The sequence below is a fragment of the Sporolactobacillus terrae DSM 11697 genome, assembly GCF_000648615.1.
GTDB classification, from domain to species: domain Bacteria; phylum Bacillota; class Bacilli; order Bacillales; family Sporolactobacillaceae; genus Sporolactobacillus; species Sporolactobacillus terrae.
Genome location: NZ_JFZC01000042.1, coordinates 1 through 12,662, shown reverse-complemented (window position 1 = coordinate 12,662; position 12,662 = coordinate 1). Strand labels below are relative to the sequence as shown.

Here is a 12,662-nt window from a genome sequence, read left to right as displayed (position 1 = left end):
TTTATTTGAAGCATTATCCGTACACGTTCATTAATAAAGAGTTTCTCCGCAGATGAGGGAACTATGCACGATAATCCGGTCTTTCGCATAATTTTACAGATCTCATGTCAAGGATTGTTCAATTCCGCAAAACAAACAAGCCCCGAGCAGGACTGCGCCCGCCGGAGCTTGCTTATCCGGAATCAGATCCGGACTCCATTCTCTATTTTTAGCGCAACGCAAAATCGCCGAAACCTGTGCGCACATGGATGACCGGACTGCCATCGCTTTTTTGGTGATCCGGCGATCGATCGATCATCTGCGAACCTTTCTGAATTACCTTGGTGCATGGTCGCTTGGGAATAGCAGTCCGCATTGCTTTCGCGCCATCTCCATCGTTTTCAGAACGCTTCGGCTGAGCGCACGCAATTTTAAATACGCCTCACGATCGCTTTGTTCGATCAAATCAGCGAAATGACGGATTTCAAAAATTTTATCATCAGCCACAAAATGCTCGGCTACAGGCGTTACCTGTTTCTCATGGGCATCGATCCATTCAAGCCGCGCAATTGTCGATGGATTGTTGAATCGGAACGTTCCCTTCTCGCCATGAATTTCCGACGGCGCATCTGAATGCGCGATCTTGGAACAGAGCACGGTGCAGACGAAATCCGGATAGCGGAGCACCAGCGTACCACTGCCGTCGATACCGTTTGTAAGCCTTACCGGTTCGTAAACAGCATCCTGTGGTTCGCCAAATAAAGCAACAGCGACATAGGTCGGATAGATGCCAAGATCTTCTAACGCGCCTCCGGCAAACTGCGGAGAAAAAATATTCGTGATCTTGCCTTGCTTAAATTGATCATAGCGAGAAGAGTACTGAATGAGCTGCAGAACCGCTGAGCGCATTTGTCCGGCGCGTGGCAGTTCTTGCTTCAGTTTCTTAAATACCGGCGTCTGGATGTTACGAATTGCTTCAATTAAATAGACATGCTGTGCATCCGCAATCCGTACCGCTTCATCAAATTCCTTCAGGTTTACAAATATCGGTTTTTCGCAAAGGACATGCTTACCACCTTTAAGCAGCGTGACGACTTGTTCAAAATGAACGCTGTTTGGCGAAGCGCAATACACCACATCGACCGCTTGACTGCCCGCTAATTGCTCCAATGATGAGAAAGACAAATCGGCACCAAAGCGGTTGGCAAATTGCTTTGCTTTTTCCCCCGACCGAGAATAAGCGCCAACATAGTCAAAGCGCCCCGTCTTTTTTATCGCTGCCACAAATTGCTGTGTAATTTTACTCGTTCCTATCGTTGCTAGTCTCATCGGTATCCTCCGCCTTTTTTCATTCATTAACGTTTATTATAACGATCATTCCACGTTCATGACAGCCCTTTCATTACAAAATCTTAAAATATATAAATTTCCCCATAAATAACCTATTCGTGATTGTTTTACAGTATAAGTAATGATGCAGAAGAAACGAAAACACCGTTCGGAGGACGAATTTATGATGTACGCACTTGATAAAGTCAAACAACAACCAATCATTCTTGGGTTGATTTTACTCTATATACTCCCGCCAATTGGAATGGCATGGTTTGTCTGTCGTGCAGTTAAAATGTTGTACGATCAGTTCGCAGCAAAAAAAGCACTGCCTACTGATTTGATCAGCATCTTTCTGGCCATGACTGTCTTGGCTTCTCTCGGGTCTATTTTAATCAGCGGACGTTTTTTTGACTTGCTTTCAACAGCGATGCTGATTGGCTATTTTGGTATTTACTTATTCTTACTGCGCCGTCCTGAACAGCTCCGTTTGAGACAATTTGCATGGATCACGATTTGGGGCGGCGTCTATATTTTCTTTTCAGAAAAACTGCTCGTCTTGATTCCCGATGATTCATTGATCGGTACTGCCGTTTCATTTATGACCGGTCATTTTCTTTTTGGCTACAAAGGGATCCCGAGACTCTACGGCTCGACCTTCAATCCGAACTATGCGTGCTACCTGCTCATCCTGGCGGTTGCCTGCTTGTCGGTGGAGCTGCTCCGTGCCATTCAATTGAAAAAGAAAATGACCATCTTTTTGTCGCTTATGCTCATGCCTCTGCTTGATTTTGCAATCTATGAGACGGGCTCGCGTGCCGGTTTTGTGATCATGATTCTGCTGCATCTGCTGTTTGTTTATAAGCTGAGCAAGCGTCTCTTCGTTCCTGCGGCATTATTTACCGTTGTCGGTGCGAAAGTGCTTTACAATTGGATGCCGCGATCAAGCGGTACGGAAACGTCGATGGCTAAGCGTCTTGAAATTTGGGGAAACAGCTGGCATATTTTCCAGCAGAATCCGTTTTTCGGCGCCACGAACTTTGGTTTTCTCAGGGTTTATTCCGCAAACAACGGTTCAATGATTCCGCATGCTCATGATCTATTTCTTTCGATTCTATCTTCATCAGGTATTTTTTGCGCACTGTTCTTTATCGCGATCCTGTTGATCGGCGGCTATCAGCTCTTTAAAGTGCAAAAAATCAGTATGAATACGAAATCAAACTATTCGGCAACACTGTTCCTGTTTGCGCTGCCGACGATCATTCTGTACGGAATTTTAGACTTTACGCTGTCATCGCCGCAAGTCATGATTATGGTGCTGATTCTTCTTTCGTACTGGACCCGATTTACAGCACAAATGAATCAAATGACGCGCCTGCACCGCACGTTAAGCGAAGCACTGCTTCAACGGCGGACATTGTTTCGAAAACGTCATGCCCATGAACCGGCGACGCTGCAGCCAGCAAAAGATGTCTCTAGCAGGTAACCTTCATAAATGTTATGATAGCGGTAATCTTTGTGAAAAATCGATTTCTACAGTGAAAACGCTGATTGAGAGGATGAGCTACTGTTGGTTGAAAAAGTCGCATTCATTGGTTCCGGCGAACTCGCGGAGTCATTGCTTAAAGGATTTTTAGATAAAAAGTTTATCGCAGCAGATCAGGTATGGATGAACAACCATACCAATAAAGAACGGTTAGCCGATCTTGAAAAAACGTATCATGTGCATACAACTCAGGATAAAGCCCTTGCCCTTAAAAATGCTGACCTGATCATCTTCGCATTCCGACCTGCCGATACAGGAGCAGCGGTCGCGGAAATGAAACCGTTTCTGAACCGCGATCAGCTGATCATTACGTTGATGGTCGGCGTCCCAACTGCATTCATTCAATCGGCAGCCGGCGTCGACCTGCCGATCGTGCGCGCCATGCCGAATACGTCCGCTTCGATTGGCCTTTCAGCAACTGGAATCGCTGCGGGCACATGCGTATCGGACACGCAGCTGAAGCTTGCAAAGCAGTTGTTTGAAACCGTCGGAACCGTCTCGGTTGTCACGGAAAACGACATTGATGTCATCGCAGGGGTCGCAGGAAGCGGTCCTGCTTATCTGTATTACCTCGCTCAGTCAATGCAAGAAGCCGGCGTTCGTGAAGGATTGTCTGAAGCATCCTCTGCTCTTCTCGTACAGCAAACTTTGCTTGGTGCAGCAAACCTTCTGAAGCGATCTGAGAAATCTGCATCTGATCTTTTGAATGCCGTTGCAACACCAGGGGGAACGACACAGGCTGGCATTGATACGCTGGACAATCATTCCGTTCGCGAAGCGGTCAATGCTTGTATTCATCAAGCAATCGTCCGTGCAAAAGAAATGAGCGCACCGTTTTCCAAATGATGATGTGAGATTTGCAAACACGAAAAGTTAAAAATAAACAGCAAGGATAAAATAGTAGGTCAGATTATATGACAAGAATGATTGATCAATGGCAAAACGATGCTATGATGATCTTGCAAGCTTTAACACACCTTCTGTTGCAGTTAACCTTAAGTTAAGATGTTCGATCTTGATTTAGGAAACCATCATTTACTCGTTTTGCGATAAAGTGCCTCTTGGCATTCTATCGCAAATTTTTTTTGCGCGGAGAATTAACCATCTGTTTTGCAGTTCTTTATTGCCTTGTCTTGTTCCGTTATAATGATGAGGACAATCGTTTCACGCTGATCCGAAATGATCTAGAAAATGAAGAGGGGCACCATCATGGGTTTACACTTAAGAAATAAAATAATGCTGAGCTGCATTTGTCTCGTACTAACCATCTCCTTGGTTCCCGTTCCGGTTGAGATAGTCAAGGCGGAGACAAACCAAGACCTCTTTTCGACTTCCTTTGAAAAAAAGGATTCCCAGCCAAGCTGGACAAGCAGCAGCGAACATTCTGAGGATCAAGATCGGCCAATGACAAACGGAATCAAACCCTTAGACGGTCATGGTCGGACCATGACTACTTCTGTAACGCGCGGCCCAAGCAGCTTGTACAACGCCGCAAGCAAAGCTGGCTGGTCAGGCAATCGCGTACTTACCTATTCAGGACAATCAGACCCGGACAAGAAAACGAGCGATGCATGCAACAAACTTTTCAAAGTAAATCTGCCTGTAGCAAAGCATACTCAGCTCTCATACATGGTTGCCCCGCAGCCGACGAAAAAGGACGTCAACGCACAGGCAGCAGCTTATGTCTCGATTGACCTTGCGTTCTCAGACGGCACATACTTGCATCAATTAGATATCAAAGATCAGGATGGGATCCGTATGACTCCAGCCGATCAAGGCAAGTCCGGGACACTGCTCATGAATCAATGGAATCAGAAAACCATCGATCTCGGCAAGGCAGCAAAAGGGAAAACCATTGTCCGCATTCTGATCGCTTACCAAGCCCCAAAAGCGGGCATCACCTTTCAGGGCGCGATTGATGACCTAAGAATTGGTCCACAACAAACATCGGGTGCTGCCAAGAGCCCGGTAGATCAAGTCAATATTCTTCGCGGTACCGCGTCGAGTCGCGCATTTCCCCGTGGAAACACGGCACCGGCGGTCGGCGTTCCAAACGGATTTGTCTACTGGTCTCCTGCCATTAACAGCAGTGCGAAGGAACAGCTCTATCCTTATAACCAGAACAACGATCCTGAAAACTTGCCTGAAATCCAATCCTTCTCATTGAGCCGCTCCGCGAATGATCAAAGCGGAAGTCATCAGACCTTTCAAGTGATGCCGTCCAGTTTTGTCGGTACGCCAAGTGCAAGTCGGATCGGGCGCGGCAAGGCATTTAAACGCACAGATGAAAGCGCGCATCCCTATCGATACAGCGTCACGTTTACCGATGGAATGCGCGCACAGATGGCCGCAACGAGTCACGCTTCGATCATGCGCTATACATTTCCGGGCACGCAGGGAAATCTGATTTTTGATAATCTGGATAAGCATGGCAGCCTGACCCTCCATCCGGAAAGTCAGTCTTTGGAGGGGTACTCCGATATTAAAGATTCTGCGACCGGCAATATGAACCGCATGTTTTTTTACGCAGAACTTGATCGGCCGATCATCTATTCTGGAAAATTGTCTGGTGAGAAACGGGATCAGAGTACTGCATTCTATAAATTCGATACATCAAAAGATAAGTCCGTAACAATGAAAATCGGCACTTCTTTGATCAGTCGAGATCAAGCAAAGAAAAATCTGAATCAGGAGATTGACAAGCGCTCATCACTGAAATCTGTTGCAAATAAAGCCAAACACTTGTGGAACAAACGCTTGGCCAAGGTCACGGTCAATGGCGCGAATCAAGATCAGCTCACGAGCTTGTACTCTAATCTATACCGTATGTACTTATCGCCTAATGACGGATCAGAAAATGTCGGTTCTATAAAAAAGCCCAACTACCGTTATGCAGACCTTAGTGTTCCTGCAAAATCCGAAAACACCACAACAAACACTGGAGCACCCATAAAAAAAGGCAAAGTCTATGTCAACAGTGATTTTGCTTATAGCGCTCAGACCGTTTGGCCAGCTTATACACTGCTTGAACCCAAGCTTACCGGAACCTTCATCAATGGTTTCTTAAAGGTTTATAAGAATGGCGGAACGCTTCGTGCCGATGCTGGACCCGCCTTTGCTGATGCAGTGCTAAAAGGGGCAAAGGGGGTCGATACTGAACTGCTCTATCAAGCAATGCTCTATCAAGCCTCAGCTGCACAGGAAGGGCACGCGCAGACTTTTATCGGTTATAGTCCGTCAAGTCAGAAGGATAGTGTGGGCAAAACACTGACGCAAGCAGAAAGCGATGCCGTCCTTGGAAACCTAGCCGCTTATCTTGCCAATAAGCATCCGAACGTATCGTCTTACGCTGATGATCGCGACTACTACCTAAGCCGTGCGCAAAACTATCTGCATCTTTTCAATCAGTCGCTGATGAACTTTGCACCAAAATCAGAAAATGAGGATACAAAAGCAAATGCTGCAGCCAAAAATTCAAAAAAAACATCTGAGAACTGGTTCCATACCTTCCAAGTGCCTCAAGATGGACAAGGACTGGCAAATTTATTTGGCGGAAAAATCGCTCTGAGCAAAACACTGGATCAATTTTTCACAACCGCGCCTTCAGATCCGGCCATTAAATCTTCTGCTGCTGACCGTCTGTCAAAAAGCGGCCAGCTTGGTATGTTTACTCTGGATCATCCCTTCTCGCCTTCCACAGCGTACATGTACCTGTTTGCCGGAACGCCTTGGGAGACGCAGCGGATCACCCGCTTTATGCTTCGTCATTTCTACACAGGCTCGGCAATTGGCGGAGGTTATCTGGGAACAGACAGTGGCGCCATGCTCTCAGGCTATTACCTTTTTGGCGCTGCCGGTTTCTACCCGCTCCAAAAAGGGAGCGCAAACTATGTGATCGGTGCTCCGTACTTTAAACAGATGATTCTGCATTTAGATAACGGAAACGATTTGATCATAAACGCGCCAAAGGTCAGCAATAAAAATCAATACATACAATCTGCTACTCTAAATGGACGTCCGATTGCTGCCAGCTCACTTTCAGCTGCCGATTTGCAGGCAGGCGGTACCTTGTCCTTTGAAATGGGCGCCCAGCCGTCCAGTTGGGGCACAGCAGCGCATGTGTTGCCGCATGCGCTGACGCCGCAATCAACAAACGGTTCCTCCTTTTATCCGCAGCCGCTTGACGACCTTTCTCAGAAGGCAGTCGTTCGTGCATCGGAGGGAACCGACAATTTGGAAGCGTTGACCGATAACAACGCCGAGACAAACGCCACTTTTGATCGAGAACGACCGTCTGCAAGTTTCCACTTCAAAACGGAGAGTCCACGGATCAAGCAGTACACGTTGACCTCTTCAGGTGCGAGAAATAGCAGCGATCCGAAAAGTTGGACACTTTGGGCGTCGGATGACGGGATTCATTGGGGACAAATTGACCGCCGAACCAATCAAACTTTTGCATGGCGTTCCATGACTCGTTCTTATACAATCAAGAATCCAAAGGCTTATGCCTACTACAAGGTTACAGTCGATCAGAAGAGCAGCACTCATCCGCTCGCGCTCAGCGAATTTCAGCTGCTTGGCTATTCAGGAATAACGAAGGGATTTACGTCCCTTAAGCGTGAACTGGAGCATCAATATGAATTGAAGAATGTGACAGAAGCAGAACGGGATCACTTAATCCGTATACTCGACCAAGCACAATCTGCTTATAAAGACGGCAATCTGTCTGCTTCAATTTCATCAATGCAAGCTGCGGTTCAACAAATGAATGCGTTACTTTACCAAACAAATGCTTCAGAAAAAAGCAGCGGGCTGCTCTTGGCAGATGCCCACGCAATCGTCAATTTACTCTCGGACTGATTGATCAATCCGATCACTAAACAAAAAGGATGTGTCCCCTGATGAAGAATTCGATTACGGTACGACAAGCAGTTGCTGCGGACTTGCCAGCGATTGTCGCTATCTACAACTCAACAATTTCAAGCCGAATGGTGACCGCAGATACCGAGCCGGTTACTATTGAAGAACGGCGTCCATGGTTTACAGAACATCAAACCATTGCCAATCGCCCGCTATGGGCAGCTGAAGATAACGGAACCCTGTGCGGCTGGCTCAGTCTCAGCAACTTTTACGGACGCCCTGCCTATCGAGGAACGGCAGAAATCAGCATCTATCTTGATCAAGCATTTCGCGGCAGAGGCATCGGTTCGTCTTTGCTGCAATATGCCCTCGACCAAGCAAACGATCTGGAGCTCAAAACGATTTTAGCGTTTATTTTTGGACAGAATAAACCAAGTTTGCATCTGTTTAAGCGCTTCGGCTTTGAAGCCTGGGGCACACTGCCGAAAGTGGCTGAACTCGACGGCAATGCATGTGACCTCATCATCATGGGCAAGCGGGTCAATCCCTAAGCGAAGGTGCGCTGAAACAAAACCCAAGAACATCCTTTCGCTTTTTTGTTAAAAAACACCTGAAACAGACCGTTCCGCATCAAAAGAAACCGGCAAACTGCTTTCTTGGCAGTTTGCCGGTTTCACTCATTCTTGTGATTCTTCACCGATAATTTTGACCTCAGTTTCTAAATTAACACCAAACTTCTTCTTCACCGTTTGTTGGACATGCTTAATTAAGCGGATATAATCGGAAGCCGTTCCATGATCGACATTAACCATGAATCCGGCATGCTTCTTTGAGACCTCGACGCCGCCAATCCGTGTTCCTTGCAAACCGCTGTCTTGAATAAGCTTTCCAGCAAAGTAACCGGGCGGACGCTTAAAAACACTGCCGCATGACGGATACTCAAGCGGTTGCTTTAACTCGCGCAACGCGGTGAGCCGATCCATCTCTGCTTTAATTTTTTGGGGATTCCCCTTCTTCAGATGAAAGGTTCCCTCTAATGCAATATAGTTCTTTTTTGAAATGGCACTGTGGCGATAACCCATGTCAAGTTCGTCCCCGCACAGGGTTAGAATCTTACCCTTTGCATCAACAACAACTGCTTGGCGGAGCACATCTGCCGTCTCGCCGCCGTATGCGCCAGCATTCATGTACAATGCGCCGCCAACCGATCCCGGAATACCGCAAGCAAATTCCAGCCCGGTCAGTTCATGTGCAAAGGCAAAACGAGAGACATCAATAATTGAAGCACCACTTTGAGCAGTGATTGACTCACCGGCGCCCGTGATTCGATTCATACGTCCACAATGAATCACCAGACCGCGAATGCCACCGTCACGTACAATGAGATTAGACCCTCTCCCTAGATACGTGACTGGTATCTTTTTTTTATGCGCATAAGCAAGCAGCTGTCCAACTTCTTCATAGGTAGATGGCGTCACAAACAGATCCGCCTTTCCACCTGTATGAGTAAATGTATATGTACTTAAATCTTCATCTATTTTTACTTGTTCTTTTCTCGAGACAATGTCCAACAGATCTTGTTCAACTGTTTTTTTATCCATGGTACGACTCATTCCTTCTTATAGCCATTTTGCCGACTCCTGCTTTATTATTTATGCCATTGCCTGCAAGGTATGTCAACCATGCTCGTTCTTTTTATGAGAAAAGTCGGGCTTCGCCTAGTCCTTTGCCATCAATTTTGTGCGTGTATGACACTTCAGCTGCTCGCTTGCCGCAGGCGTCTCGCGCTTTCGCGCCTGTAACGGACTTATTGATGAAAGGACACGAATCGTCGTCCCACAAGCAAAATCATAAACTTTCTTTACCTGCAAGAAAAGCCGAACTAGAATCATTATGATTCCGTTCGGCTTTGAAATAGCGCTCACCTGGAGTTTTGTTTGTCTGCGTACATGTACTCATCGGCCCGGCTAACCAATTCGCTGATTGTCAGACCATCGTCCGGATAAAAACTGATACCAATGCTGAGTGATACTGCGATCGAATAGCCGTCCTGGATAATCCTTCGCCTTTTATTCGCCTCAATACGCGAAGCGATCTGATAATAGTCATTCATTGTACGAATATCCGGGAGCAGCACAAGAAATTCGTCGCCCCCATAGCGGCAGACAATATCGTGCTTCCGTGTTGACTCTGTCAACAGACTCGCCACCCGGGTCATTACTTTGTCGCCGGTATTATGCCCATATGTGTCATTAATCATTTTAAATTCATTCACATCAACAAACATGAGCCCGAGCATCGTGTTCCTTCGTTTTGCCAAACTTAAATACTTATCAGCAAATTTTTCAAACAAGGCTCGATTTGCGACGCCCGTCAGCCGATCATAATAGGCCAGTTTTTCAATAACCTTCTCCTTCTGCTTCAGTTCAGTATTCAGATGAGACAGTTGACTGACGTAACAGCGCAGTTGATTGATGCGCTTAAACTGACCAGTCACATCGATAAATTCCAGCATCAGAATCAGCTCGTCACCAACCTGAATGCGGTTCATCTTCAGATTGACCTGATGCTGCCCGTTGATCAGATCACGATGCATTGCTGCTGAAAAAAACACCGGATTACCACTTGCCACCAGCTGTTCCATCGCTCGACTAAAGAAGGGCTGCTTCAATGAAGGCAAGACGTCCTCCAACTTCCGTCCGAGTACCTTACTGCTTTTCTCCCCATGGAGATTCTCCATAAAAGGATTCCAATAGGTGATCTCAAGATCCCTTTTAATCAGGACGATCCCTTCATTTATGCAATTAAGAATACCCGGCAGATGTGCATCATTCATTTGATTATACCCCGTTATACAATTTATTGATTTGATCCAGGATTTCTTCGAGCGAATTCAGCGCCATGTTAATCACGATGGCACCGGCGATTTCCGTGCCCTCAATATCAAAATCAAGGTACATGATCAACACCAGTTGGCTGTCACCGAAAACGACAAAATGATCCGCACATGCATGGTCCAATACATCAATTTCAGGCAGCGTATACTTCACAGGAATACTTACCGCGTTGCTCAGCTCGCCAATCATTGAATTGATAACAATATTGCCAATTTCCCTAATCGTATCATAGTCGATATCCGTAAATTCTTTAGTAACTGCTTCCTCATCCCATGTTTCATGAAGGCAAAGGGCAATAAACTGATGCATTTTGTCAGCTGGAAAAAGAAGACTAACGCGTCCTTCCAGTTGTTGATCGAAAGAAATAGAAGAAACCATAACCGTGCCTTCCGCAACCTGCGCCAAGTATTGATCAAGTACATGTTTGCCTTTTTCCGGATTTAAAATGCTTACATTCGGTATGGAAAGATCAATCCGTTTTCCGATAATATCGGAGAGTGTATTTGCCGCTTGACCGACACCAATGTTGAACAACTCGGTCATGATGTCTGAGCTATTCAGCTTATCAGCCACGGCTGCTCTTCCCAATCAGGGTGCCAAGTTCTCTCGCCTTCTTGTCGTCAAGCGGCTTATTGACGAAAGTGAGTACACCCAAACTTTCTACTTCTTCGCGGACATGATGCTGTACATCGGCAGACAGCACAATGACCCGGGCATCAGGATCGGACAACTTAACCTGTTTAATCATATCTTGGCCGCGCAGTTTCGGCATTAACAGATCAACAATAATGTAATCAGGATGCCAAGCGTCAAATTTCTCAAGACCAGCTTGTCCATCATCTGCAAAATCAAAAGTCACATCGTCCAAATAACGATCCAGAAAGGAACGCGTTATTTTTTGGGAAAACTTTGAATCGTCAACGATCAATAATTTGGTCATAAACCGGCCACCCCTTCTTAACCAGTCCTGCTATTCTAGCAAATTAGCGTGCTAACACACAATCATTGCATGGTTTCGCATGCGCTCAAGGATGCTCGTCCGCACAGAAACTAGGTCTTTATTCCCTTTTTATAACAATTAGACCGTTTTTACTTAAAATTATATCAAAAAACAGGACAAAAACACAAGATTAGCCTCCAGCCACTCTGATTTTTCTCGCGATGCGTTCTTTTTGTCTATGTCTATGGTACTATATCATTAACGATGCGGCACTTCTTATTAGGAACGCTTTTATGAAAGACAAAACCGAGCAAAGATTGCCCGGTTTCTAAAACCCTGATGTGTGGTGCATACGCGCCTGCCGCCCCTTGAAACAGGGATGGTGAAGAAACATCCGCTTTGAAAAAAATTTCATTTGTGACTATACACTTGATTTTGATCCGTTGCATGATACTTAATTAAAAGAATGACACCTTGACGTTTTACCGATTGAGCAATGAGATCCATCTCATGATACATTGCTTTAGATAAAAAACCGCTTTCAATATTCCTTTTTATTGAAAAGTATAACTCGATAAGATAGGTTGCTGAGTAATGATCGTATGAACTCATTTATCGTTCCCCCGCTCATTTTTTTCTATATAGCGACCGCCAACCGTCGATTCTTTAATGTTCGGCATGATACTCATTATTCAATATCTATCTGTTTATGGAATTTAATTGTAAGCAACTCCCCAATTACACTATACCCACTTTTCGATCAAATTTAATCCGTATTTCCCGCAATTTTTAAATTTTTGTTCATTATTTTTTGAGAACTCTATTTATTGGTGCAAAATTGATCTGATATACTATTAAATAACGCATCAAATCATGTCTGATTGCCTCTTATTCAGATACACTTCAAATGATTTCTCCATGATCTAAATCGCAAAAAAATTTCGTTCCTATGACAATGCAAATTCATTAAAATGATATACTAATTAAAAGAAAGTCTTACAATTTTTACCGAGTAAGTAAAAATAAACCTGAATTATTCACCGCTTGCCGTTTTTTCGGGATTTTGCTCACCAGGATGCAGCCAACCTGATTTCACTTGATTTTTTGAATG

At 45.3% G+C, this 12,662-nt stretch carries 10 protein-coding genes; 4 read left to right on the top strand and 6 right to left on the bottom strand.

Features of this window, described 5'->3' with window-relative positions; all coding sequences use genetic code 11:
* Positions 1 to 315 precede the first annotated feature (315 nt).
* On the bottom strand, positions 316 to 1,308 hold the full coding sequence (locus tag AA84_RS0109475; RefSeq protein WP_028976994.1) for a Gfo/Idh/MocA family protein: 993 nt from the start codon (positions 1,306 to 1,308) through the stop codon (positions 316 to 318).
* Between the two features lie 184 nt (positions 1,309 to 1,492).
* On the opposite strand from AA84_RS0109475, the gene AA84_RS17565 reads away from it, so the two are divergent.
* The 4 genes from AA84_RS17565 to AA84_RS0109455 all read left to right on the top strand — a co-directional run bounded on the left by AA84_RS17565 (position 1,493) and on the right by AA84_RS0109455 (position 8,265).
* On the top strand, positions 1,493 to 2,794 hold the full coding sequence (locus AA84_RS17565) for an O-antigen ligase family protein (RefSeq protein ID WP_051577918.1): 1,302 nt from the start codon (positions 1,493 to 1,495) through the stop codon (positions 2,792 to 2,794).
* An 84-nt stretch (positions 2,795 to 2,878) separates the two neighbouring features.
* Positions 2,879 to 3,700, top strand: a complete 822-nt coding sequence (proC, locus tag AA84_RS0109465) for a pyrroline-5-carboxylate reductase (RefSeq protein WP_051575207.1) — start codon at positions 2,879 to 2,881, stop codon at positions 3,698 to 3,700.
* A gap of 363 nt (positions 3,701 to 4,063) precedes the next feature.
* Positions 4,064 to 7,714, top strand: a complete 3,651-nt coding sequence (locus tag AA84_RS0109460) for a GH92 family glycosyl hydrolase (RefSeq protein WP_037563372.1) — start codon at positions 4,064 to 4,066, stop codon at positions 7,712 to 7,714.
* 41 nt (positions 7,715 to 7,755) lie between these two features.
* Positions 7,756 to 8,265, top strand: coding sequence for a GNAT family N-acetyltransferase (locus AA84_RS0109455; RefSeq protein WP_028976991.1), 510 nt, complete (start codon positions 7,756 to 7,758; stop codon positions 8,263 to 8,265).
* 126 nt (positions 8,266 to 8,391) lie between these two features.
* Here AA84_RS0109455 and murB read toward each other — a convergent pair whose 3' ends face one another.
* From murB to AA84_RS17560, 5 genes are all read right to left on the bottom strand, one after another.
* Positions 8,392 to 9,315, bottom strand: coding sequence for a UDP-N-acetylmuramate dehydrogenase (murB, locus tag AA84_RS0109450; protein WP_028976990.1), 924 nt, complete (start codon positions 9,313 to 9,315; stop codon positions 8,392 to 8,394).
* 320 nt (positions 9,316 to 9,635) lie between these two features.
* Positions 9,636 to 10,550 (bottom strand): sensor domain-containing diguanylate cyclase, encoded by a 915-nt coding sequence (locus AA84_RS0109445; protein WP_028976989.1) that lies wholly within the window; start codon positions 10,548 to 10,550, stop codon positions 9,636 to 9,638.
* A gap of 4 nt (positions 10,551 to 10,554) precedes the next feature.
* Positions 10,555 to 11,184 carry a chemotaxis protein CheC gene (locus tag AA84_RS0109440; RefSeq protein ID WP_028976988.1) on the bottom strand — a complete coding sequence of 210 codons (630 nt, stop codon included), beginning with the start codon at positions 11,182 to 11,184 and terminating at the stop codon, positions 10,555 to 10,557.
* A complete protein-coding gene (locus tag AA84_RS0109435; RefSeq protein ID WP_028976987.1) occupies positions 11,177 to 11,551 on the bottom strand; it encodes a response regulator transcription factor in 375 nt (124 codons plus the stop codon). Before AA84_RS0109435 ends, AA84_RS0109440 begins: the two co-directional genes overlap by 8 nt.
* Before the next feature lie 411 nt (positions 11,552 to 11,962).
* A complete protein-coding gene (locus AA84_RS17560; protein WP_037563369.1) occupies positions 11,963 to 12,163 on the bottom strand; it encodes a hypothetical protein in 201 nt (66 codons plus the stop codon).
* Between the last annotated feature and the right edge of the window lie 499 nt (positions 12,164 to 12,662).